Origin of the sequence: Salipaludibacillus daqingensis, from assembly GCF_029891575.1 — a bacterium.
Lineage (GTDB): Bacteria > Bacillota > Bacilli > Bacillales > Salisediminibacteriaceae > Salipaludibacillus > Salipaludibacillus daqingensis.
Map to the genome: position 1 here is coordinate 621,571 of NZ_JARZHF010000001.1, position 24,645 is coordinate 646,215.

The 24,645-nt window shown below is 35.3% G+C and carries 27 protein-coding genes; 13 read left to right on the forward strand and 14 right to left on the reverse strand.

The annotated features are described in order from the left end of the window. Window positions 1–6: 6 nt before the first annotated feature. Window positions 7–579 carry a Spo0B domain-containing protein gene (locus tag QDN89_RS03215; RefSeq protein WP_280768629.1) on the reverse strand — a complete coding sequence of 191 codons (573 nt, stop codon included), beginning with the start codon at window positions 577–579 and terminating at the stop codon, window positions 7–9. Between the two features lie 223 nt (window positions 580–802). Beyond that, window positions 803–1,945, reverse strand: a complete 1,143-nt coding sequence (locus QDN89_RS03220) for a sensor histidine kinase (protein WP_280768630.1) — start codon at window positions 1,943–1,945, stop codon at window positions 803–805. Window positions 1,946–2,205: 260 nt separating this feature from the next. Here QDN89_RS03220 and QDN89_RS03225 point away from each other — a divergent pair, with 260 nt between their 5' ends. After that, window positions 2,206–3,159: an agmatinase family protein gene (locus QDN89_RS03225; protein ID WP_280768631.1), complete on the forward strand. Its 954-nt coding sequence runs from the start codon at window positions 2,206–2,208 to the stop codon at window positions 3,157–3,159. Between the two features lie 198 nt (window positions 3,160–3,357). On the opposite strand, the gene hemY is transcribed toward QDN89_RS03225, so the two are convergent. The 4 genes from hemY to QDN89_RS03245 all read right to left on the reverse strand — a co-directional run bounded on the left by hemY (window position 3,358) and on the right by QDN89_RS03245 (window position 9,147). Beyond that, on the reverse strand, window positions 3,358–4,764 hold the full coding sequence (hemY, locus tag QDN89_RS03230) for a protoporphyrinogen oxidase (RefSeq protein ID WP_280768633.1): 1,407 nt from the start codon (window positions 4,762–4,764) through the stop codon (window positions 3,358–3,360). Between the two features lie 4 nt (window positions 4,765–4,768). Continuing rightward, on the reverse strand, window positions 4,769–5,701 hold the full coding sequence (gene hemH, locus QDN89_RS03235; RefSeq protein WP_280768634.1) for a ferrochelatase: 933 nt from the start codon (window positions 5,699–5,701) through the stop codon (window positions 4,769–4,771). Window positions 5,702–5,714: 13 nt separating this feature from the next. After that, window positions 5,715–6,767, reverse strand: a complete 1,053-nt coding sequence (gene hemE / locus QDN89_RS03240; RefSeq protein ID WP_280768635.1) for a uroporphyrinogen decarboxylase — start codon at window positions 6,765–6,767, stop codon at window positions 5,715–5,717. A gap of 220 nt (window positions 6,768–6,987) precedes the next feature. Then, window positions 6,988–9,147 (reverse strand): transglycosylase domain-containing protein, encoded by a 2,160-nt coding sequence (locus tag QDN89_RS03245; RefSeq protein ID WP_280768636.1) that lies wholly within the window; start codon window positions 9,145–9,147, stop codon window positions 6,988–6,990. Window positions 9,148–9,344: 197 nt separating this feature from the next. On the opposite strand from QDN89_RS03245, the gene QDN89_RS03250 reads away from it, so the two are divergent. The 4 genes from QDN89_RS03250 (at window position 9,345) to QDN89_RS03265 (ending at window position 12,863) form a co-directional block, all read left to right on the forward strand. Then, entirely contained in the window at window positions 9,345–10,091 is a 747-nt protein-coding gene (locus tag QDN89_RS03250) for a cytochrome c biogenesis CcdA family protein (protein ID WP_280768637.1), read from the forward strand. 59 nt (window positions 10,092–10,150) lie between these two features. Beyond that, complete coding sequence (locus QDN89_RS03255) at window positions 10,151–11,329, forward strand: M20 family metallopeptidase (RefSeq protein ID WP_280768638.1); 1,179 nt, start codon at window positions 10,151–10,153, stop codon at window positions 11,327–11,329. 174 nt (window positions 11,330–11,503) lie between these two features. Continuing rightward, entirely contained in the window at window positions 11,504–12,328 is an 825-nt protein-coding gene (locus QDN89_RS03260) for a DUF4397 domain-containing protein (protein WP_280768639.1), read from the forward strand. Between the two features lie 103 nt (window positions 12,329–12,431). Next, complete coding sequence (locus QDN89_RS03265) at window positions 12,432–12,863, forward strand: class F sortase (protein ID WP_280768817.1); 432 nt, start codon at window positions 12,432–12,434, stop codon at window positions 12,861–12,863. Between the two features lie 277 nt (window positions 12,864–13,140). Here the strand turns inward: QDN89_RS03265 and QDN89_RS03270 are convergent, their stop codons facing one another. Genes QDN89_RS03270 through QDN89_RS03280 form a run of 3 tightly spaced genes read right to left on the reverse strand, consistent with a single transcriptional unit; the run spans window position 13,141 to window position 15,867 of the window. Further along, window positions 13,141–13,869, reverse strand: a complete 729-nt coding sequence (locus tag QDN89_RS03270; protein ID WP_280768640.1) for an EcsC family protein — start codon at window positions 13,867–13,869, stop codon at window positions 13,141–13,143. Window positions 13,870–13,910: 41 nt separating this feature from the next. Next, window positions 13,911–15,128 (reverse strand): ABC transporter permease, encoded by a 1,218-nt coding sequence (locus tag QDN89_RS03275; RefSeq protein ID WP_280768641.1) that lies wholly within the window; start codon window positions 15,126–15,128, stop codon window positions 13,911–13,913. After that, window positions 15,121–15,867, reverse strand: a complete 747-nt coding sequence (locus QDN89_RS03280) for an ABC transporter ATP-binding protein (protein WP_280768642.1) — start codon at window positions 15,865–15,867, stop codon at window positions 15,121–15,123. Before QDN89_RS03280 ends, QDN89_RS03275 begins: the two co-directional genes overlap by 8 nt. A 171-nt stretch (window positions 15,868–16,038) precedes the next feature. Here QDN89_RS03280 and QDN89_RS03285 point away from each other — a divergent pair, with 171 nt between their 5' ends. The 4 genes from QDN89_RS03285 (at window position 16,039) to QDN89_RS03300 (ending at window position 19,596) form a co-directional block, all read left to right on the forward strand. Beyond that, complete coding sequence (locus tag QDN89_RS03285; RefSeq protein ID WP_280768643.1) at window positions 16,039–16,467, forward strand: HIT family protein; 429 nt, start codon at window positions 16,039–16,041, stop codon at window positions 16,465–16,467. A gap of 110 nt (window positions 16,468–16,577) precedes the next feature. Next, entirely contained in the window at window positions 16,578–17,663 is a 1,086-nt protein-coding gene (gene serC / locus QDN89_RS03290; protein ID WP_280768644.1) for a 3-phosphoserine/phosphohydroxythreonine transaminase, read from the forward strand. A 447-nt stretch (window positions 17,664–18,110) separates the two neighbouring features. Beyond that, window positions 18,111–18,698 (forward strand): HTH-type transcriptional regulator Hpr, encoded by a 588-nt coding sequence (locus QDN89_RS03295; protein ID WP_280768645.1) that lies wholly within the window; start codon window positions 18,111–18,113, stop codon window positions 18,696–18,698. Window positions 18,699–19,005: 307 nt separating this feature from the next. Beyond that, window positions 19,006–19,596, forward strand: coding sequence for a DUF3267 domain-containing protein (locus QDN89_RS03300; RefSeq protein ID WP_280768646.1), 591 nt, complete (start codon window positions 19,006–19,008; stop codon window positions 19,594–19,596). Window positions 19,597–19,806: 210 nt separating this feature from the next. Here QDN89_RS03300 and QDN89_RS03305 read toward each other — a convergent pair whose 3' ends face one another. Then, window positions 19,807–20,394, reverse strand: a complete 588-nt coding sequence (locus QDN89_RS03305) for a YpmS family protein (protein WP_280768647.1) — start codon at window positions 20,392–20,394, stop codon at window positions 19,807–19,809. Between the two features lie 234 nt (window positions 20,395–20,628). On the opposite strand from QDN89_RS03305, the gene QDN89_RS03310 reads away from it, so the two are divergent. Then, entirely contained in the window at window positions 20,629–20,808 is a 180-nt protein-coding gene (locus tag QDN89_RS03310; RefSeq protein ID WP_280768648.1) for a hypothetical protein, read from the forward strand. A gap of 192 nt (window positions 20,809–21,000) precedes the next feature. On the opposite strand, the gene QDN89_RS03315 is transcribed toward QDN89_RS03310, so the two are convergent. Both QDN89_RS03315 and QDN89_RS03320 read right to left on the reverse strand, forming a co-directional pair. Then, a complete protein-coding gene (locus QDN89_RS03315) occupies window positions 21,001–21,081 on the reverse strand; it encodes a YjcZ family sporulation protein (protein WP_280768818.1) in 81 nt (26 codons plus the stop codon). Between the two features lie 35 nt (window positions 21,082–21,116). Next, window positions 21,117–21,203, reverse strand: a complete 87-nt coding sequence (locus QDN89_RS03320; RefSeq protein ID WP_093048154.1) for a YjcZ family sporulation protein — start codon at window positions 21,201–21,203, stop codon at window positions 21,117–21,119. Between the two features lie 211 nt (window positions 21,204–21,414). Between QDN89_RS03320 and QDN89_RS03325 the strand changes: the two genes are divergently transcribed. Together QDN89_RS03325 and QDN89_RS03330 are read left to right on the forward strand one after the other, a co-directional pair. Then, window positions 21,415–22,314, forward strand: a complete 900-nt coding sequence (locus QDN89_RS03325) for a peptidylprolyl isomerase (RefSeq protein ID WP_280768649.1) — start codon at window positions 21,415–21,417, stop codon at window positions 22,312–22,314. Window positions 22,315–22,679: 365 nt separating this feature from the next. Then, a complete protein-coding gene (locus tag QDN89_RS03330) occupies window positions 22,680–22,778 on the forward strand; it encodes a YjcZ family sporulation protein (protein ID WP_280768650.1) in 99 nt (32 codons plus the stop codon). Here QDN89_RS03330 and QDN89_RS03335 read toward each other — a convergent pair. Beyond that, the gene (locus QDN89_RS03335) at window positions 22,750–23,025 is read right to left on the reverse strand and encodes a sporulation YhaL family protein (protein WP_280768651.1); all 276 of its coding nucleotides are present in this window, start codon (window positions 23,023–23,025) and stop codon (window positions 22,750–22,752) included. The two genes, QDN89_RS03330 and QDN89_RS03335, sit on opposite strands and share 29 nt — an antisense overlap. A gap of 126 nt (window positions 23,026–23,151) precedes the next feature. Here QDN89_RS03335 and QDN89_RS03340 point away from each other — a divergent pair, with 126 nt between their 5' ends. Beyond that, window positions 23,152–23,466, forward strand: a complete 315-nt coding sequence (locus tag QDN89_RS03340; RefSeq protein ID WP_280768652.1) for a hypothetical protein — start codon at window positions 23,152–23,154, stop codon at window positions 23,464–23,466. Between the two features lie 119 nt (window positions 23,467–23,585). Here QDN89_RS03340 and yhaM read toward each other — a convergent pair whose 3' ends face one another. Further along, entirely contained in the window at window positions 23,586–24,545 is a 960-nt protein-coding gene (gene yhaM, locus QDN89_RS03345) for a 3'-5' exoribonuclease YhaM (RefSeq protein WP_280768653.1), read from the reverse strand. Window positions 24,546–24,645: the final 100 nt, after the last annotated feature.

The window sequence follows — 24,645 nt, forward strand, 5'->3', positions numbered from 1 at the left end:
ACCTCATTATCCAATGCTATCATGATTTGTTGAAGAGCTATATTCTTTAATAACAAATTTCACATAGCACTCGGATTCGTTCCATTCTATTTGTTCAATATGATCTTCATATTGTTGTTCCAATTGTGTTATTTTCTCACGCCATTCATCATCTATACGAAGAGATCCTTGAAAATCAACTTCAACCGTTTTTTTCTCTATATCGTTTAAAACAATAATGGCGTGTTGTTCTTCCCCGTGTGTTGTATGATCTTCTAATAAAGTCGTGATATATTGAAAATAAGAAATAATCACTTTCTCCCAATTTGACCAGTCTTTCGTGTTCGAAACGACTTCGAAACTTAATCGGAATGAATAGCCTTTCCAATTAAATGTAAGAATTTGTTCAGCAAAATCATTCATATTTAGATTGGAAAGCTGGCTTTCATTTTTAGATTGGATAACTAATTCATTAATCAAATGTTCTACTTTTTCAACTCGTCCCATTGCTAAATATCCGTTAATCAATTGCAAATGGTTGAGCCAATCATGGCGATAGTGACGCAAAATATTTAAGACGTCCCATTCCTGTTTAGACATATTAACACCCCTAAGAACAAACACGATTGCGATTATAATCAAGTCTTCTTATTCATCATATTCAGACGACTTTCATCTTTTGAGTCGACTTCAAATATCATTAAAATATTCCAAGATAAATTTTTTTGATAGATGTTTGATGTGTTTGCGTTCCTTTTGATGGCACAATTAACCATAACTTCTATCATATCATATAATATTATAAAAACGAATCATAAAAATATTAATTCTTTAGTGAACTGACCTCAATAGGAAATCGGAGTTTAAATATCGTCCACTCTTCATTACTCATATAATCGATGTCTCCTTTATGTTTTTTCATTACTTGCTTTGAAACAGCCAACCCTAATCCTTTACCTAACTCTTTCGTACCTACAAAAGGTTCAAATATAGTTTTCCTAATCATAGACGGGATTGGCGGCCCGTTGTTGGATATAATCACCACTGCTTCTTCTTGTTGTTTTGTTAATTTTATTCGTAGCATTCTTTGTTGTCCTTTTAATAAAAGTGCGTCTAGTGCATTCTGAATTAATTTATAAAGGATTAACCTCACTTGATCTTCTAATCCATTCGTATATATATTTTCTACTAAGTCTAAATCAACATAAATGTTATGTTCCGAGAAAGTGTATTGAAATTCATTCACAGCATCATATAGTAAGTCGTTTAAATTTAACTTACTAAAATGTACATCTTGATGATTTTTTTCTTTAGATAATAATAATAATTGGCTTACCTGTCCTTCTAAATCTTCCATGTCTTGATAAATAAAATCGAAATACTTTTTCTTCTCTGAAAAATCACAACGTTTTTCTAGTAACTGAACAAAACCTTTTATAGATGTTAGAGGATTCCGTATTTCATGAGCAAAACTCATCGATAGTTTAGCAAGGATTTCTGTACGTTCTTTTGTTAATTCTGATAATTGATTATCTTTATCGACGATATCTCTTTCTTTTTGAGTTATAGATTCAATGTAAGCTTGTTTTTGAAGATCCAAAAAAAACTTATTTAATAATGCTATTAATTGAATTTTTTCTTGTTCTGCTCCTTGAATGGAGAGAATTTTTTTCTCCATGATAAGTCTCAATTTTTCAAATTTAGCTAAGAATTCTTCTAATTCCATTTCTTCCTTAGCAATAAATTCTTCCACAACTCGTCCAAAAGATTTAAAATTAACTTTCACTTGGGATGTAATTTGGAGTAGAAAGATATCATAAAGGTCTTCCACTGTTTTTTGAAATGAGTTATTATCCTCCTCATTTATTAATGATTTTTCGAAAAGGATCATCATGTCTTTTACAACGATTTGCTTTGCTCGTCTCAATGTTTCCACTATTTTCTTTTTTTCATGCGTATAAACCATTAAAATGACGCCTCCTATTTTAGCCTCCCGTTTAGTATAAAACACCTTGCACAACATTGGTAAAACAACTTTTAGACAGTATTCTTAATTAGATTTGTGAATTCGACTCTCGTCGTCACCTTCTCCATTTTTCTTATATTAATTAGACGCCACCTTACATAAAACGACAATATATAAGTAACTCTTTATTAGTTTATAAGTAAATAAACACGGGAATAATTTCATCACTTACAAAAATAAAATAGAGGGAGGAACAAAGGATGGCTCAATCTTTTATTTACGGAAACACACCTTGTTTTTTAGGGGCAGAAAATCTTGTTCAATTTCCGGAAAAAGAAACAGAAGTTGATGTTATCGTATACGGGGTTCCATGGGAAGGTGCTGTAACTTGGGGAGATTATACCGGCTGTGAGTTAGGTCCTAAAGTAATGCGCCTAAGTTCAGGTAGATACAGTGGATATCTTCCGGAGTTAAACCATGTTGATGTATTTGAACATTTAAGTCTCGGCGATAAGGGTGATATTGCCGTCACTCCCGCTAAACCAGAGGATACGATGAAAAAAATATGTGAATTCTCCAAAGGAATTTGGAAAAACGGAACTTTTCCAATTGCATTAGGCGGAGATCACGGTATTACTTATCCTATATTAAAAGGACTTGTTGAAGAAACAGGAAAGAAGGTAGGAATTATTCATTTAGATGCTCATTACGATAATAATGAACATTCTAATGGTGATCCTTACGGAAGAGGAGCCCCTTTCGCTAGACTTTATGAAACGGAAGGGGTTATAAATGAATCTTTGGTTCATTTAGGCATTCACGGGCCTCGAAACAAACCAGAAAACGGAAAACTCGCCCAAAAAATGGGAACGACGACATTGACAATTGAGGATATCCGTCAAGCAGATCACGTTCGAGATATCGCTCGCAAAGCATACGAGATCGCATCAAAAAATACAGATGTTGTCTATTTAAGTATTTGCAGCGATGTGTTGGATCACGCCTTTAATCCAGGTGGTCCTGTCGATGGAAATGGCTTGAACTCCTATGAACTACTGAACATTGTTCATGAAGTGTGTAAGTTAGGTGTTGTCGGGATGGATTATGTTGAAGTATATCCTCAACAAGATGGGAATGACTTCAGCTCTCATTTCGCTTCATATGTTGCGCTTTATGCTTTAGCAGGTGAAATCGAAAACAGAAAAAATAAATAAATAAGGTTTAAACAATAGAAATAGTGGTATATAAACAACTATAACTCCCCCACTTTCTCATATTTCTCTCCCTTTGGAAGCCGCATACTAACCGTGTGCGGTCTTTTTTTAATAAGCTTTATCTTTATGTAAGAACACCCTTAAAATACAACAAACCGCTTCTTAAAAACAATTTCAAGAAGCGGTTTGTGTATTTTATTATTTATTTACTAATTCAGAGACTGCCTTTTTTCCTTGATCTATGCAATCAGGTAACCCAATCCCGTTATAGCTTGCCCCTACTAATTTCACTCCAGGGTATTCTTTTGATAATCCTTCCCTAACACTCTGTAACTTTTTCAAATGGTTTACTTCATATTGAGGCATGGATTCCTTCCAACGTTTGATTCTATAAAATATAGGGTCTCCTTCAATCTTCATAATATGATCTAAATCAGATTTTACTTTATTTAAAATTTCTTCGTCTGATTCATCCACTATTGCATCGTCATTTGCCTTTCCTACATAAGCCCTTAACAATGCGTAACCTTCTGGAGCTGAGTGAACCCATTTCTTATGTGTCCATGTGCAAGCAGTAATTGTATAATTGGTTTTTTTAGATACAACAAATCCTGTTCCATCAATATCTTTTTTAATTGCTTCTTTAGGATAGGCCAGTGCCACCGTCGCAACTGAAGTAGCTGGGATATTTCCTAAAGGAGCGACAAAGTCATGCTCTTTAAATAAAGAATAAGCGTGTTGATGAGGCGTCGTTAGTAAAACTTGATCAACAATATCATCTGTCCCATCTTGAAAAACGAGTCGATAACGTTCGTCAACCTTTTCTATTCTCACTAATGCATGATCTTTTTTCACTTGTTCTGTTGATAACTTGTCTTCCAAACGATCAACCATCGACTGGAGTCCACTACGATACGTTAAAAACATACCTTTTGGTTTATCACCTTTAGTAGCAGGCGATGCACTTCCTCTTTTGGCCATTGAAGTTTTCATCCCGAAAATTAAACTTCGATACTTCGATTCCATCTGCTGAAATTGAGGAAATGTGGCTTGCAAACTTAGATTGTCAATATTTCCAGCATAAATCCCTGAGAGAAGAGGTTCTATCAAGTGATCAACCACTTCATTTCCCAACCTTTTTCTGAAAAAATGACCAAGGGACTGATCTTCACCGTCTTTTGTCGTTCTTGGAAGCACTAAATCAAATGCAGCCCGTGCTTTCCCTTTAGGTGAAAAGAGACCCGTTTTAATAAACGGCATCCACTGCGTTGGAATTCCCATGACAGCCCCTTCAGGCATAGGATAGAGTTTATGCTGATGTAAAATAAATGATCCAGAATGATTATCTACTAAGTCATCCCCTAAACCGATGTCATTAGCCAATTCAGTCATACTTGTTTTTCTAGCCAAAAAGGAATCAGGTCCTTGTTCAATAATAAAGCCATCTGTATAGTCTGTTTGAATTCGACCTCCTAAACGGCTGCTTGATTCATACAACACATACTCTGCATCGATTTTATTATTTTCTATTTCTTTTTGAAGATACAAAGCAGCGGATAAACCTGTCATACCTCCGCCTATAATGGCAATTCGTTGTTTAGTCATTATTTTATTCATCCTCTAACGTTTTTTCAATAACTGTAGCTAAGGCATCAATAAATTCACTTTTAGCATTTGGCATGTCCGGTCGATAGTATCCTGCCCCAACTTCATCCGTTACAACTTTACATTCATAGTCGTTATCGTATAATACTTCTAAATGATCAGCAACAAATCCAACAGGACAATACATATATGCTTTGTACCCTTCTTTTTTATGCAAATCTCTAGTTAAGTCTTGCACGTCAGGACCAATCCAAGGATCAGGAGTGTTTCCTTCGCTTTGCCAACCAATTTCATAAGTTTTCACATCTGCTTTTTCAGCAATAAGTTTCGCTGTTTCCTTGAGTTGCTCTGGATACGGATCTCCATTTTGAAGGATTTTTTCTGGTAAACTATGCGCCGAAAAAATCACAACATGGTGCTCTTTTTCGTCGTCTGTCATTTTATCCCTAGTATCACGGATTTGCTTTGCCCAATAATCAATAAAACCTGGCTCATCGTACCAACTTTCCACACTTGATAATCTCGGTCCATCAATGGATTCCGATTCCTCTTTTGCACGACCATTGTATGATTTTACACTGAAAGTAGAATAATGAGGAGCCAATACGATACTCACAGCTTCTTCAATACCATCTTTTTTCATCTCGTGCACAGCGTCTTCAATAAATGGGTCAATGTGCTTCAGACCTTGATATGCTTTGAATTGTCGATCAGAATAACGTCGGTTCAATTCTGCTTCAAGGTTATTCGCTTGCTCGGTTGTAATATTAGCTAAAGGAGAAATTCCCCCAATCGCTTCATAGCGCTCTGTTAATTCATCTAATTGCTCTTGGGACGGTTTTCTTCCTCTACGAATATGTGTATAGAATGGTTCAATTTCTTCTAAGCTTCGGGGTGTTCCATAAGCCATCACTAATAACCCTACAGTTTTTTTCATCCTAAATCATCCTTTATCGATTAGTTTGAGCAAGTTTCTCAGCTGAATATTCATGAACAAATGCTGTTAGTTTTTTTAATTTTTCTGGATCAACTTCTGGAAAAACACCATGACCTAAATTGAAAATAAATCCAGGTTGTTTCATACCTTGGTCAAGAATTTCTTTTGTTTTCTCTTCAATAACTTGCCACGGCGCCATGAGAACACAAGGATCTAAATTACCTTGAACTGTTTTCGTAATCCCATCTGCTCTTGCTTCACGGATAGGATATCGCCAATCTAGTCCTACTACATCTAACGGGAGTTCATGCCAGTCCATTGTTAAATGCCGTGCGCCGACGCCGAACATGATCAACGGAACCCCTTCATTTCTTAATTCGGAAAATATTCGTTGCATGACAGGTTTCACATACGTTTGATAATCTTGTTGATTCAATGCACCCACCCAAGAATCAAATATTTGGATTGCTTGGGAACCAGCTTTGATTTGTGATTTCACATATGTAATCACCATATCTCCTAATTTTTCCATCAATAAAAACCAAGCCTCAGGCTGAGAATACATCATGCCTTTCGTCTTATTGTAATTCTTTGAAGGCCCACCTTCAATCATATAGCTTGCTAGAGTGAATGGAGCACCACTAAAGCTTATTAATGGGACCGTTAATTGTTTTCGTAACAATTTAATCGTTTCTAAAACGAAGTCTACGTCTTTTTCAGGCTCAAGTTTCCCTAGACGGTTTACATCTGTAATCGATTGCAAAGGGTTTGCAATGACAGGCCCAATGCCTTTTTTTATCTCAACGTCTACTCCGATCGCTGGTAATGGTGTCATAATATCTTTGTATAAAATAGCCGCATCATTGTGGTATTGATCTACGGGTAATTTCGTAACATAAGCACACGTTTCTGGACGATGAGTAATTTCTTCTAAGCTATATTTTTTCTTTAATTCTCTATATTCCGGCTGTGATCTTCCTGCTTGTCTCATATACCACACTGGTACATGACTAACTGCTTCCCCTTTACATGCTTTCAAAAATTGATCATTAAATTCTACTGTCATTCCTTACACCCCAAATCTACATAATAATGATTCATTTGTTGAATCATAAATTTCCATAAAACAAATTATACGCATACTTATTAGATTTTACACTATCACTCGCTTCAAGAGATAGTCCTACGCCTAGTAATTTCACATTTTTATCACATTTCTACTGCTATTTGCTAAGAGACAAAATACACCTGCTTCACATAACAGGTGCAGTTCTTTGTTAAAGGTATTATGATGCATCTTGAGAAAACAATTGAAATTTAGCCTCAGCTAAATTGGAAGCAGTTCCTTCTTGATTCGTTTGAGGGTTATATGGTTTGACAACATACGTGGTCGAAGAAAAGACACTACCTCCACGAAAAGTGTACTCACTTTCTCCCACTACTTCATCCACTATCTCCAACTCATCACCTGTTTTTTTATAAATACGATAATGTAATCGCTCATCATCACTTGCTGTCCACTCTAATTGTACTTGAGTTCCTCTAAATCCAAATGATAAATCTGCGGATAAATCACTAATTTGGACAAATTGAATCGGATCTTGTAAATCGTTAATCCCTGATGGTTTTTCAAAAGCTATGTTTTGTTCACTGTTCGAGATATCATTTAACACTGCCTTGAATGCCTTTGTCGTAACAGAACTAGATTCTGTTAAATAATGTTCTGAATTATTCTCATCATAACCCATCCAAATTGCACCTGATAATTCTGGCGTATACCCTGCAAACCATAAATCTCTTGTTCCTCCTTCAACGCCCTCAAGAGATGTTGTTCCTGTTTTTCCAGCTAATGCACCTGTGAACTCCCCACTTGTACCAGTACCATCTGTTGTTACTGCCTCAAGCATTCTTGTCATATACCACGCATTTTGAGCTGACATGATTTGTACTTCTTCTTTCTCGACTTGCGCTACTTTTTCACCGTTACGATCAAAAATTTTCTCAATAAAATAAGGTTCTGAGTATGAGCCGTTATTGGCAAACGTTCGATAAGACGCAGCTATTTGCAATGGAGATAATCCTTGTTTCATCCCTCCGAGCGCAAGACCAAGACCATCATCTTCAAAGATAATGTTTTGCTTTTGCAAATAACTCTTGGAAGTATTAACACCTAATTGATCAAGAACCCATACAGCTGGTAAATTTGCTGAATCTTTCACAGCATCGTACATCGTCATTTCACCTGTGTACGTATTGTTAAAATTACTTGGTTCGTACCCATCAAAATTTAAAGGTTCATCTTTAAGTAAGGAATATGGTTCAAACAACCCTTCTTCTAGTGCTGGCCCGTAAACCGCTACAGGTTTAAATGTCGATCCTGGCTGTCTTCTAGCTTCGTTAATACGATTGAAACTTTTTCGGACATAATCTCTACCACCTTGTGCGCCAACAACGCCCCCGGTTTCATTGTTTAACAATACGATACTTCCTTGCACACGTTTTTCACCCATCGATGTTGGGAACGTCTCTTCGTCTTGAAAATGGTCGTATGTTGTCTGTTGAACATCTGGATCCATTGCGACAACAATCTCATAGCCACCTTTTAAGATTTCTTTTTCACTAATTTGATATTCATCAGAAGCTTCTTTTAAAACAAGGTCAATGTAAGACATATATGCAGGATTTTCTGTGATCGTCGTTTGGTCTGTAGGAAGTGTTTTTCCTTGCAACCTTACTACTTCATCTGCTTTTAAATATTCCCGACGTTCCATCATTGTTAAGACTAAATCACGCCGTTGCTTACTTCTATCATAATCTAAAAAAGGCGAGTAATGGCTTGGAGCTTTTGGTAATGCGGCCAATAAAGCACCTTCTTCTACTGAAAGTTCAGAAATACTTTTATCAAAATAAAGCTTGGAAGCAGCTTCAATTCCATGAGCACCATGACCAAAATAAATTTGGTTTAAATACATCTCAAGTATTTCATCCTTTGAATACCTTCGCTCTAAATTAATTGCAATCAAAACTTCTTTAGTTTTACGAAGCCATGATTTTTCATGAGTTAGAAATGCATTTTTTGCTAACTGTTGCGTAATTGTACTTCCGCCTTCTGCTTTTGAACCAGAAAGGATATCTCGATAAAGCGCTCGGCCTATGGCACGAAAGTCAATGCCTGTATGTTGAAAAAAACGATGATCTTCTATAGAAATAAACGCTTCTTGAACATGTTGAGGGATTTGTTCAATTTCAACAAGCTCTCTATTTTCAAGGAAAAGTTTCGTTATTTCTTGTCCCTCTAAATCTACAACTGTTGTTGATTCATTCATTACTAAATCTTTTTCGTCTATAGCATAATTACCAAACATTAGAATAGCAAAATAACTTATAAAACCAACGACTAAAACTGCAAGAATAAATGTGATAGTAAATAAAAATTTACGTTTCACTTAGACTCACCTCCATCAAATTCATTATACTTCAGGTTGAAAAAATTGACGAATTTTCTTTTCTATTCATAAGATTACGATACCGGTTTAATTAAGTTTCATTGCTTTGTGAAGAATAAGTGAAAATTATTCTAACTTAGAAGATTTTCGTGTATATTAATAGTGGATATTGATGTTTTATCGTTGGAGGGCTTACTATGGAACTAATGAGTATTTTTGTAATAAATGAATTTACGTTTCTATCACTATGGATTGCACTATTTGCGGGAGTTGTTTCTTTTCTATCGCCCTGTGTATTTCCTTTAGTACCAGCTTACGTCGCTCAACTGACTGGTAGTGGTATATCAGATAATCAAGTTATAGCAGATCGTAAACTTATTTTTACTAGAAGTATCGGATTTATTATTGGATTCACTTCAATCTTTTTAATTTTAGGTGCTTCATCTTCTTTTATTGGAAGTTTCTTTTTTCAAAACCAGAAACTATTAGAACAACTTGGAGGCATCATTATCGTGTTATTCGGTCTCCAACTAATGGGTGTATTTAACCTTAACTTTTTAATGAGTGAAAAAAAATTGATGAAACCATCTAAATCAACAAGTTTCGGGCGCTCTGTATTGTTTGGTTTCGTTTTTGCAGCGGGCTGGTCGCCATGTATTGGACTAGTATTAGGATCTATCTTAACGTTAGCTGCTCAAAATACAAATACTTATGGAGCAATGCTTCTGTTGTTTTTCTATTCTCTCGGTATTGCTATTCCCTTTTTACTCGTAGCAATGATCTATTCTAAGTCGATCAATAAAGTTCGAAACATTAACCGCTATTTACCTATTATTCAGAAAACGAGTGGTGCGATTATGATCATCCTCGGTATTATGTTGTTTTCTGGAATATTTGCTCGCATGGCTGCATATTTATCTCAGTTCATTCCGTTTAGTATTTAATCGAATCACTGGATGGTAATATAGTAGTCAGAATAAGATGAATTGAAGGGGATGAATAAATGAAGAATCTACTACATGAAAAATTAACGGAATATTATGGAGAAATGATTGATATAAGACGGCATTTGCACCAATACCCTGAAATATCTTTTGAAGAAGTAGAAACTCCTGCATACATTTCGAGCTATCATAAACAGCTTGGACACGAGGTTCGTGAAAACGTTGGCAGACGAGGTGTTGTTGCTAAGTTAAAAGGGTCTAAACCTGGCCCTACCGTAGCACTTAGAGCAGATTTCGATGCGTTACCTATACAAGATGCCAAAGATGTCCCATACAAATCAAAAGTACCTGGAGCAATGCATGCGTGTGGACATGATGGTCACACGGCACTACTACTCGTTTTAGCAAAAGCGTTAAACGAGATGAAGGAACAATTACATGGGGATGTCGTATTCATTCATCAATTTGCTGAAGAATTAGCTCCTGGTGGAGCGAAACCAATGATTGAAGATGGCTGTTTAGATGGCGTTGACGTCATATATGGTACACATTTATGGGCAACAACACCCTTAGGTAAAATTGAGTATAATGAAGGTCCACTTATGGCTGCTGCAGATCGATTTCAAATTACCGTTCAAGGTAAAGGCGGTCACGGTGCTCAACCTCATTATACGAAAGATGCCATTGTCATAGGTTCGCAAATTGTACAATCTATTCAAAACATTGTTAGTCGAAGAGTCGATCCGATGGAACCTGCTGTCATTAGTTTTGGTTCTTTCAAGTCATTAAATGCGTTTAATGTTATTGCTGATAAAGCAGAACTTGAAGGAACCGTTAGAACATTTAGTGAAGACATCCAACAACAAATTCAAAATGATATGAAAGAAGTTGTGCAGGGAGTTGCAGCGAGCTTCGGTGCTAAAGCAACATTTGAATATTTCCCAGGATATCCTGCAGTCATCAACCATGAAAAGGAAGCAAAATTCTTGCATAAAGTTGCAGAAAATTCTCTTGGAATTGAGGAAGTAGAACACACAAGACCTCAAATGGGCGGGGAAGACTTTAGCTATTACCTTCGTACCGTTAAGGGAGCTTTTTTCTTTACAGGAGCACAAAATCCTGAATGGGACATTGCATACCCTCATCATCATCCAAATTTTGATATTGATGAGCGTGCCATGCTAAAAGGAGCAACCATTTTAGGCAACATTGTCTTAAGCACTTTCGAAGGCAATTAAAAAAAATTCTTTTGATAATTTTTAAAATTCATTGATATAACTTGACTTGGAATGATAGTTCCCAAGTCAAGTTTTTTCGTTATATATCATTTTAAATTTCCTATACATAATTATCCAATAAAACGTTCAACCTATTCTTGTATGAAAATAATTATTATAAGGAGATGAAAAGAAATGAGCAAAAGAAAGATTATGTTAAACATTCTCACCGTACTATTTGTTCTATTCACGTTTGCACAGGTGGGACATGCTGACGGAAATGATGATGGAATGGTCCGCCTCCTTCATGCCTCTCCAGATGCTCCAGAAGTTAATATCTCAGTAAATGGTGATACAGTAGTTGAGGGGTTGGATTTCAAAACGGCCACCGATTATTTATACTTAGCACCAGGAGAATACACTGTCGAAATTTTTCCTACAGAGGATGACAGTGAACCGGTTTTAACAACAACCCTTGCGATTGAATCTAGTCAAGCTTACACAGTAGCAGCAGTTAATCAATTAGAAAATTTAGATGTGAAAGTAATAAAAGATAAAACGACGACAGAAGAAGGAATGACATCTGTGCGTGTTGGACATCTATCACCTGATGCACCGAGTGTCGATGTTTTAGCCAATGGGAATGTAGTGTTTTCTGATGCTTCCTACTTAGATGTGACAGATTATGAAGATCTATCACCTGGTACCGTTGATTTAGATGTGAACGTTTCAGGGTCAGATGATACTGTATTATCTTTAGAACAAACAGAACTTGAAGCGAATACACTATATAGCGTTTTTGCAGTAGGTTTAGCTGAAGGTGAACCTTCATTAGATGCGGTTGTTTTAGCAGATCCATCTATGGAACGCATCCCTGATGAAATGCCTGCAACCGGAATGGGAGGAACTCAAAATTACAAGGAAGACTCCACTATCTTAGGCGGGTTCTTAATGATTTTCATTGCATTAACATCAGTATTTTTGTTATTTCGTCAACAGCCATGGAATAAACAATCGTAGATGGCAGATTATCCTTCTTGTATTTTTACTATCAAGTTCAGATAGTGTTTTTTCACAAGATATAACAGAGGGGTATACGGGGCTCAGTCCTACTTCCATTCATATACCGAAAATTAATCTACATGCACCTGTACAATCATTGAGCTTTAATCAAGAAGGCGATTTAGAACTTCCATCAACAAGCGATTCAGCGGTTTGGTACACAAACACCTCAAAACCTGGGGCGATAGGGAACGCTGTTATTGCAGGCCATGTAGATGACCTAACTGGTCCGGCCATTTTTTATGAATTACACGAATTGTTAATCGGAGACCATATTATCGTGGAAGGTGAAAATGGCGATTCCTATGTTTTTGAAGTGGCCGCTATCGAATCTTATCCTAGAAATGCAGCACCAATATCTGAAATATTCGGCTCTGCTAGTGAACCAAAACTTAACTTAATCACATGTCATGGCGTATTTAACCAGAAATTAAAAACTCATGAAGAAAGACTCGTTATCTATACAAAGTTACTAAAGAATCTTTCAAACTAAGTGTGTTTTTTTGACGAATGAAAAGAAGCCGTAAGTATACGATATTACTATCAGAGAAAGCTTTCCTTCTCTCGCCACCTGTCGCTTTTTTCGAATGGATGATCATATCGTTTATCATGTCAATTTGAGAAAATGACATCTTCATAGCTCAAAAAAACGAGTTAGGATATTATTCCTGACTCGTTTTTCTAGATTTTTTCGCACGGTTAAAGCTTATTTTTGATTTTGAGAAACGACAACAGATGCAAATTAAAAATGTCTTTCGAGACAAGGTTTTTTACTGCTTTAGTAGACGATGTCGATAACAATTTTTTGCTTGGTAAGCTAGGATATCCAAATAATGATAGTTTGCTGTTGCGCCAACGATCGCACCAAAACCTGGTATCAACTGTAACGTTTTTGGTAAATCAATAAAATCTCGGTATTCAAGTTGAAACGTTTTCCAGTCTAGTTCATCTAGGTGAGTAAACCTACCATTAGTTTCTTTTCTCTTTTCCCACTGGATGATTTCATGAAAGATTTGCTTTTTCTTCTCTTCACGAGAAAATGCAAGTTGAAATACGGACAGAAGAAATAACCTCTCTCCCATTTCGTCCGAATCAAAGCCATAAATTCTAGCAGCTTCGAATAAAAACTTCATTTTAATATTTAGTAATAATGGAAAATCTGCTAAACCGAAAGCTATACCACCAAATCCAGTCCCAGCCCCTTCAAGAGCAGCTGTTCTTTTGTACATATAAATTCGTTTATCCAAAATATTTTCACGTTCTTCCAACGATTCATCAATTAGTCTTTCTTGGTTAGATAAATAATCACTACTAGCTAACGTCGCTCTCACCATTTGTTTAATGCTTTCTGTAACCACATTGTGGACTTTATTAGGAATTTTTTCATTTAGTTTGTTTTGCCAACGTTTACTCACTTTCGCAGGCATGGATGGAGAACGAAGTGTTTTATACTCCCAGCGTGACAGTTCCCGCTCAACCCTGTCTATATAATTACTCATAGAAGTTGTTCCTCCCTTCCTTACATCCTACGATAAGGGGATCAAGAGGTTTCGTATTTTTTTAATAACCTAACCTGAACTTGATAAACGTAAACTCCTAATGAAAGGATTAAAATAATGAAGCCATCCATTAAACCATAAGATATAACGGCAACAATGGAAAAAACAACCGATTGCAAAGTCCCTAGTACAGCCATCCAAAACTGATGACCTTTGAATTTATTATCCGTTTTCACTGGATAAAGTTCGATCATCTGACTTGTATCATAATGGTTTTTTAACGTTTCAATTTGTAAAGCTGTCATATATGCAAATAACACGGCAATAAACCACCGTCCCCAGTCTATTTCTACGATAGAAAGGAAGAGCCCTCCAATAAAAGTTAGTCGGATAAAAATTCCAAAGTAATCATTCGATCTCATGAAAGACCTGGCAAATATATAGTGATACACTTTGTCACTATTAAAGCCGACCATTTTATAAACAGGATTCAACCAACGTCGAAACTTCACTTTTGATTTTAAACTAGGTACATCAGTGAAACTGTTAGCAATACGGTAAAATGTCATCACCGTCTGATTTTCAATCTCTACAAGCCTCTCCCACTTCAAACTATACATGCGAGCAAACTTCCGATAATAGCCAATATAAAAAATGGTGAATAGGATTCCTATTGCCCCAATCAACCAAATAGATTGATGAGAAAAAAGCGCATAAACCGCAACTGCATTTAAACCAAAACGCATAAATGTGTGATTCAAGTATTGGGTCTTATCAAGAATCCGTTGTTCTTGAAAACTCGTCGCTAAATTCCATAACTTAAGTGTACTTAACAATATTAAAATCACAATTAACGAACTTCCTGCTTCGTTAATTCGATCGAAAAACAACGGAGCTAACAAAAGCAAACTTAAAGATAACCAAAACGTTTCCATCATCCAACTATATTTGATGGAAGATCGAATATAACCTCCCAGTTTACCTTCTATAGGTGTAAGGAAGATTAAATCTCCTTGCTTCATAAATGTTCGAACTCTTCCCCTTGTCGATAACCACGTAAACACAAGCGTGAAAAATAAGACGGAAGGGAATGTTTCAGGAAGCCATTGAAGAAACTGACCGTAATAATAACTACCAAAGACAAATAGCAAATAAATTGTAAATAGAAAACCACTATTTCCTATTAGTCGAAGGTACTTCACGGCCATCGTCCAATAATCACCGCGACGCTTCTCCCATAATTTGATCACATTAGACATGACGATCTTCCTTTGTCACCTCGACGTAAATATCATCAAGGTCCGAACCAGGCATATTAGCTTGTTCTTGTAACTCCGCTAATGTCCCTTGTAAGATGATTTTCCCTTGATGAAGGAACAAAAATCGATCACAGTATTTCTCTGCTGTTGCTAAAATATGTGTGGACATTAAAATACCACAACCTTCTTCCCTTAGCGTGATCATTCGATCAAGAAAAGATTTAATACCAATTGGATCAAGGCCTACGAATGGTTCGTCGGCAATATATATCGAAGGTTTAATTAAGAAAGCACTCATAATCATCACTTTTTGACGCATTCCTTTTGAAAAATGACTAGGAAACCAGTGAGTCATTTTCGTCATTCTAAATTCCTTTAATAAGTTGTCAGCTCTTTCTTTAAAATCAGTTTCTGATAAACCATAAGCCATAGCCGTCAATTCCAAATGCTCCCATAATGTCATTTCATCATATAATAGAGGCGTTTCAGGGATATATGCTAAATTTTGTCTATAATCATTTTTATCTTCAGCCATTGTTTTTCCAAGTAAACGAACTTCTCCATCATGTGGTTCCATCAATCCGAGGATATGTTTAATCGTTGTACTTTTCCCAGCACCATTTAATCCAATTAACCCAACCATTTCACCAGGTTTAACAGTAAATGAGACGTCATGTAATACAGGTTTACTTTTCTGATATCCCCCTGATATGTTACGAACATTTAATAATTCAGTCATCGTCTGCAGCCTCCTCTTTTCACATTCAGTTCTTCCATTCTTTACTATATCGAAAACTCGTATACTTGAAAAGCAAACGATCATAAAATATGGTAGGATATAAAGAAGATAAGTCGTCCATACATATATTTTTCATTTTTAACAAATCATTTTATCAAAGAGGTGATTCCTATGGCTAAAAAAGATGATTGTATTTTTTGTAAGATCGCTGCTGGAGAAATACCATCTGCGAAAGTGTATGAAGATGAACACGTATTAGCTTTCTTGGATTTGAGTCAGGTAACAAAGGGACATACGTTAGTCATCCCCAAAAATCATGAGGAAAATATTTATGAATTGTCTGAAGAAACGGCGCAAAAACTTTTTAAAGTCGTCCCGAAAATTGCTAAAGCCATTAAAGAAGCATATAGCCCTATTGGGTTAAACATTCTCAATAATAACGGTGAAGCAGCCGGACAATCTGTTTTCCATTATCACCTTCACCTTCTTCCTCGTTTTGGAAAAGGAGATGGATTTGGGGCGGTTTGGCATGATCATAGTAGCCAATACTCAAATGATGATTTACAAAACATCGCTGAAACGATAAAATCTAATCTTTAAGGCATGTTATACATTGTACGAGAAAATTTCTCGTACAATTTTATTTTAATAAAGGATTTTCAGAAAGTTTAGAGAAATTGTTAAAGAATCTAACTAGGAGGTTTTGTAACGTGACAACTGTTTATAATTTCAATGCTGGACCAAGTTCTATTCCAGCCCCCGTTTTAAGAAAGGCGAAAGAAGAAATGTTCAACTTTGAGCAATCAAGTATGGCCGTGATGGAAATGAGCCATCGAAGTCCTCTGTATGAAAAAATCCATTTTGGTGCTATGAACAAGCTGAGAGATATTTATGAAATTCCTGAGGAATATGAAATTTTATTTTTACAAGGCGGCGCTAGTCTTCAATTCTCGATGGTGCCATTAAATTTTCTTGATAAAAACCAAACAGCAAGTTATGTGTTAACAGGGTCTTGGTCAGAAAAAGCTTTAAAGGAAGCTAGTGCATTAGGAAATGTTCATACATTATCTAGTTCAAAGGATAGTCAATACAGATGTATTCCTCCTACCGATTATTCAGACTTACCTGAAAATACAGCTTATGTGCATTTAACGTCCAATAATACCATTTTCGGAACGCAGTGGCCAACATTTCCAAAAAAGAAAAACGTCCCTGTTATCGTCGATATGTCAAGTGACGTTCTTAGTAGAAACATCCCTTGGGAAGATTTAGATATGGTTTATGCAGGTGCTCAAAAAAATGCAGGCATGTCAGGAGTCACTCTTGTAATCATAAGAAAGACACTCCTTGAAAAGGCAAATACTCAACTTCCTCCGTCTCTTTCATACAAGCAGCATGCCAAAAGTGATTCGCTATATAACACACCTCCTACGGCTGCAGTCTATATAACTGGTCTCGTCGCCGAGTGGATTGCCGAATGTGGTGGAGTAACTGAAATGGCACGACGAGCAGAAGAGAAAGCAGCGATGATTTACAATGCCATCGATAAATCTAATGGTTTCTTCACTGGTCACGCAGACGCATCTTCTCGTTCTCTTATGAACATAACGTTCCGCTTAGAAAATGAAGAACTTGAGAAACTGTTTTTAAATGAAGCGAAAGAAGCTGGTTTTGTCGGTTTAAATGGTCACCGCTCTGTTGGTGGATGTCGAGTATCTAATTATAATGCCGTACCTTTAAAACATGTGGAAATTCTTCGCGATTTCATGGTCACGTTCATGGAAAAACATATCTAAGAGCTAAACGATGAATTTTTAACATTATAAAAGAACTTTAGTTTTCTATAATATTATTATTTCTAATTAAAATAATACTCTCTGCATTATTCCATGCACCTTTTGATACCTAATAATCCTTAGATATCAAAGGTGCATTTTCTATTCTGTTGCTTTTTCTCATTTTGACTAATTATATTTTAGAGAATAATTACGACTACTACAGCTTTATAATATAAATTAATGCTATCTAAAATAAAATAAGGTAAGTTTTCAGAAAATACAGAAATGATATTGAGTATGAAACAAATATTATGTTATGATGTTAATATCATTTTCCTAGGAAAGTAATGAATTTTTAGAAAATTTATATTTAGCAAAGCAAAATTCAATATTAGTGAGAAAATGTCATGTTATTATCCTAAATTACTAAACTATCTCACTTAGACAAATGAATGGAGGGGAAATATGGAACAACAGCCGCCTATGCAGTCTATGAAACAGTCTATTATGTTTAGTCACAAAATTGCTCAGTTAAGTAAAGCACTTTGGAAATCTATTGAAAAGGATTGGCAAACATGGATAAAACCGTTTGATTTAAATATTAATGAGCACCATATTTTGTGGATTGCCTATCATTTAGAAGGTGCATCTATCTCAGATATAGCTAAGTTTGGCGTCATGCACGTATCAACAGCGTTTAATTTCTCAAAAAAACTTGAAGAACGCCATTTGCTTACTTTTTCTAAAAGACAAACTGATAAGCGTAATACTTACGTCTATTTAACTCCTCAAGGAGAAGAACTTCTTTTAGAAACTTTTGAAAGTTATAATCCTAATACGTATGGCGTTTACAGTGGATCCTTACCAATTAAAGAACTGTACGGGAAGTTCCCAGAGTTTTCCGAATTGATCAGTATTGTAAAACATGTTTATGGTCCTGATTTTATTACTATTTTTGAAAAATCTCTCTCAAAATTTGAAGAAGATTTCACGGAAGAAAATGGGAAATTGGTGCCAATATCAAAAAACATTGAAACATCTTCAAATAATTGAAAACATCCAGTTTAGGAATGAATCGTCCTAAGCTGGATGTTTTTATTTTTTGAAAGTTATATAATTATTCTTTTTGTGGAATCTAAATTTGGATTAATCAACTTGTAAATAAAGTTTTAATCGAACATTTTTTGTCTAAAAACCGAGAATTATCAATTTGAAAAAAATCTTTTGATTTTTTTTCGAAAAAACCATTGCTTTCTTTTCAAATTCATCGTAAGTTACTATAGTGCTTAATTAAAAGTTGTACTGACGTAAACAATGAAACTTTAAATAAAAAGCATCAATCTCTGGAGGTGAAAAGCAGATGAACTGTTTGAAAACAATATCTGTCGAAAATCAATTTGGTAAAGTTCGGCTGTGGTTTTTATCATCAATTATTATGATCGGTTATTTTTTAATCTTTTTTATGGTGTTTAGTACATTTTTTTCTACGGTGCCCCTCGTCGATCATGGAGTCAGTTTCTTATTAATAACATTAGCGCTAGTTCTTCCAATCCATTTAGTGTTGCACTGTCTTCCGGTTTGGTTAGTCGGTAAAAAAGCAACATTTGGGATCCGGAAAAATCAGTGGCCTTATTTTTATTACTCGACAAAACAACCATTATCAAAACATATGAGTTTGTTATCAACCGGTTCACCAGCTTTTCTATTAACTGGCCTTTCCGTGGTTGCTGCAATATTGCTACCTCAGTATGTTCATTATATTGCTATGATGTCAGCATTAAATGTAGGAATTTGTGTCTATGATTTTATGAATTTCAAACAAATAAAAACAGCTCCAAAAAATTGTTTGATCGAAGAAAATCGTGACGGCTTTTATGTCCTTTATCCAACATTTAATGAAAACACAAACGTTTTCCAAGATAACATAGGACCCGAACTTAAACAACGCTAATTAATAATAAAGACTCCGTCTCAAAAGCTATTCTACATTTAGAAAAGACGAGTCAGAACAGATATATCTGTCCTGACTCGTTTTTCTATTAATACTTGGACATCCTGCCTTCCACAGAAATCGAAGTATCGTAAACTTTGTTCTTTTGATGTCTCACTTATTTTTCTATAAAACAATCTGTCAGCTTTGACATAGCTTTATAGAAAGAGCTTAATTTGTTTCGTTTGCAACAACTGTCATCCTTAATTCAATATCATCATTCTCCAAATCAAACGACTTTATATTAATATCCACCTCTTCTGAAACACCTTCTCTTATGTCCACGTAGAACTTACTCTCTTCAGACAATACATATATCCATTCAGGTAGATCTACCGTAGCTCCGATAAGTTGAAACACCCGTTCTGAAGGAAGCGACAAATTTCCCACTTGAAAATTTTCTTCGATAAGTTCTAAATTCCCTTCTTCTGTCACTGCAGGAGTAAGTTTCATCTTAATTGGAACACTTAAACCCAAGGCTTCTATACGAGTTTCCATATAAACGGCATCGTCTATATATAAATCATACATCTCTGCATCTGGCTCTTTACTTAATTCTTGTTGTAGCCAACTATTTAGATCCTCTTTTGTTGTTGTAATCGTAAAGGAAGCGCCCTCACTAGCTTCTGGAGTCACTGTTGGAAATTCTTCGTTAGTGGGTTCTGAGAAGGTTTGAGTGAACCACACGGCACCAAAGATGATCAGCGTGATGATGCTTAGAAGTAATGTTATAAATGCAATTTTCCATTTGTTTCTCATATATACCTCCTAATCTTTGGTTCTCTCACCTCTTTTATTATATCCCTTTGAATTGAAAATTTCACTCATAGGTAAATCTTTGTTACAATAAGATAAGTCCATTGAAAAAATAAGGACGCTTATTCTACAACGTACTATCAAAAGTTCCCTAATTTCCATTATAATTAACTTTAAATTTTTTATACCTTTTGATAAAGTAGGATAAGAGAGTCTACCTTAATTGGGGGTTACTAGATGTATTTACCTTTTATGCTTTTTGCAACACTCTACCTTTTCATTATCAATTCTATGACAAACTCACTATGTATACAAAAAGAAATTCCTGAGGAGAAGCAGCCGAAAGTATTCCGAACAATTAATGTACTTATTACTATTCTAATTACTTCCTCTTTTTTCAGAATCTTTTTAACCTAATTGACCTAGATTGGTTTTCAAAGTATAAATCCATCTATTCAATTTACTAGATGACAGTGACGTATGAACATTGAATGTATTTTTAACACAAAAAGAACAAGCAGCGATCAACAAACGCTGACTTGTTCTTTTTTTTCTTTTTACAATGGTATAATACTGGTGAAGACACTTAATAGGGTTATAAGTGCTTCCTTACCACCAAGAAGCACCTACAATGACTAAAAGAATAAATAAAACAACCAACAAGGCAAAACCGCTACTATGATATCCCATAGGATCTCACCTCCCAATATTAAAATTACTCTTCTTTAGTAACCCCAAGATGCTCCGATGATCACTAATAAAATAAACAACACGACAAGCAATGCAAATCCTGAATGATATGAGTGAGACATTTAAACATTCCTCCTTGTATTATCGTTCAATACATCTTATTACTGAATCTCATATGTGTATGGACGTTTGTCACGATTAATTAATATTGGGCATTTTTAATAAAACGGTCTCTTTATCATTGAATATTACGTTTTCAAATAATTATCAATTATGCTATAGTAAAATCCACGAATTCAATTTTAATCAGCATAATATTAGGAGTTGAAAACATTGAACAAAAATGCAATGATTCTTTTATTATGTAGTTTAGCTTTAATAACTGGTTGCAAGGATAACTCAGTAGAAAACAATCAGCAGACCGACTTAAATGAAGATCATAATGAAAAAGTTATCGTTGAAATGGACGCTGGTCTAATAACAGAAAAAGAGTTTGTTAATGCGTTAAAAGATCAGTACGGAGAGGAAGTGTTAACAACACTTATTCAAAATCAAGTGATCTCTGCTGAAGCTGAAAAAATTGGAATCGACGAAAATGACATACAAGCTGAAATTCAGTATTTAATGGATAACTTAGGCGTATCTAACAAAGATCATTTTAATGAAATGATGAAAAGAGAAGGTCTACTTGGGGAAGAAGATATACGCAATCGTGTCTTGAATCACCTTGTCATGCAGCACAGAACTGGTCTGGTTGGGGAAGTTACTGAGGAAGAACTTCTGGATGAATATGAAAAAGGAGAGGCTCTAGAGGCTAGGCATATTCTTGTTGAAGATGAAGAAACGGCATTGGAAGTCCTTTTTCAATTAGAAGAAGGCCGTAATTTTTCCGAATTAGTGCATGAATATTCTAAAGATCCTAGTTCTTTAGAAAACGATGGAGAGTTAGGGAACTTCCGACGAGGTACTATGACTCCTCCTTTTGAAGAAGCCGCTTTCAATCTAGATTTAAATGAAAAAAGTGAACCCGTAAAAACTCAATTTGGATATCATATTATAGAAACAACCGGTCGAATTCCTTTTGAAGATGAGTTTGAAGAAGTTAGAGAACAACTTCGTTCACACTATAATGACCAGAAATTATTTAAATTAAACCAAGAAAAGAAGAAAATGATGGAGGACTTAGAGTTTATTATTCATGATCCAGCTTTTGAAGATCTCTTTGAAAAATAAAGAAACCATTTCAGCAACTGGACCCATTATTTGGTCCGGTTGCTTTTCTTTAAATTAGAGTCCACTGAATAAGAAGTAATGATCGATACGCGTTAGTCGGTTATTTAATCATTCAGAAGAAAAAGTAATCAACTGGAATTACGGAATAACCTTGCGCGTCATCATGCTCTAATTTAAAACTTTTTTAATCCTGCTTAACACCTTTTTAAGTCAGACAAAACCCTAAAGGTTTGCAGGCTGAAACTTATTCAGCAGCCTCTAATTAACTTTTCCATGATTGCCTATGAACAGATACTATCAGGCAGGCATAAGTTAAATATGGGGGAACACTTCCCAACATCGACTAAAGAAAGGGTGAAGTACTCATGTCAGGTTACGGAACTACAAGTCCTTACGGCGGATTTACACTTATCGTTGTACTTTTCATTTTACTCATTATAGTAGGCGCTGCTTACGTCTGCTAATTGGATTTTCGGAAAACAAGGCTCCCAAGAATAATAGTTTTTGGGAGTCTTTACTAATATACTTTTCTTCTATCCAATGTATCATTGACATAAAACCACTCAAAACAATTCCTCCCATGACAAGATATACCCACCACGGTTGATGAAGGAGAAAATATTCTCCGATCATTGTTAAAGAAATAATTTTAATTGAAAATGCTAAAAACAGACCAGCCATTAACGAAAATATAATTGTGATAGGATTCATTTTTGCCTCCTCTTAAAACTCTAGTTTTTAAAGTCTATGAATTTAAAGAGAAAAAATGATAGATGTTTGAAAGAAATAATAGAGGGAAAAAAAGTAATAAGTAACTATTTATGGAGGTTGAATTCGATGCAAAATAAGAAATTAAGTAATATGACTTGTGGAGAATTTCAAGAAAAGTTGGTACATCTTGTCATGGAAAAAATAGAAACTAAAGAAGACTCAGTTTCTTCCCTAGTTTATTTTCCGATCGTTCATGAACGAGTAGAAGCGTTTTTATTTGCACATTGGGAAAAAGCTTGGCATGATTGCAACTATCTTACCTTTGAAGAATGGCTCACTTCGAATTGCTATTCTATCTTTGAGAGTGAAGTGGTGGATACTGTTTTAGAAATGGACCATTTAGCTGACCTCACAAAAACAAATCAACAAAATCAGGAATAAGAAATTTAGGGTGCTGTTATATTGTAATTAAACATTAGTAAATCATACATAAAATAGCACTCTACTTCTATTTATAAGAGACTTGGACTGTTCTAGAAAAATTAGCACCCTAATTTCATCTACAAATCAATTGGTTTGTCATGAAATAATGGTTTGTAAAATGACCGATTATCCATAGCAAAAACTCTCTCGGAAAATTCTCCAGGAAATACGCGATCTAACGTGCGATCCATCATGTTCATTTTAGCATCTATATTATCGATCATATGTAACATTTCCGCTTCCCTAATTAATGGTGGTTTTGGACTCCCCCATTCCCCTTTTGAGTGATGAGACAAAACCAGATGTTGTAAAACAAGAACTTCTTCCCCTTCTATAGACAACTCTTTCGCCGCCTCTTCAATCTCTGTAACCATGATCGTAATGTGACCTAGTAATTTACCTTCAATCGTATAGTGTGTCCCCATTGGCCCAGACAATTCTCTTACTTTGGCCATATCATGCAAGATAACCCCCGCGTATAAGAGATCTTTATCTAAACTTGGGTAGAGCGTGGCAATGCTTTTAGCAAGCTCTAGCATCGATACGACGTGATACACTAAACCAGAAACAAATTCATGGTGGTTTTTTGTCGCTGCCGGTGATACCGAAAACTCTTTTTGATGCTTTTTAAATAAGTGTCTTGTTATACGTTGAATTTTTGCATTTTGCATGTCAAAAATATATTGAGTGATTTCTTCTAACATTTCTTCTTTATTCCGAGGGGCAGAAGGCATAAAATCTTCTGGCTTCACTTGGTCCATTCCTGTTGTTGGCCGAATAGCTTTGATTTTTAACTGACGCATCCCTCGAAAATCATGGACTTCTCCTTGAATATGAACAACTGATCCGCTGATGAATATAGCCTCATCTTCTGTTGAAATTCCCCAAAGCTTCGCTTCAATTTCTCCAGATTTATCCGTTAACTGCAAGGTAAGAAATGGCTTCCCATTGCTTGCAATACCTTTTTTCGCAATTTTTATCAATAGATAAGTATCTACAGACTCACCGATTTGGTGATGATGAATTCCTTTCCTCATTGATTAACAAACCTCCTTCACCCATTCTTTTTCATTATTATATCATAATGATATAGCAAGAGAACTTTATATAAAAATCTGTTACATATTAATACTGATT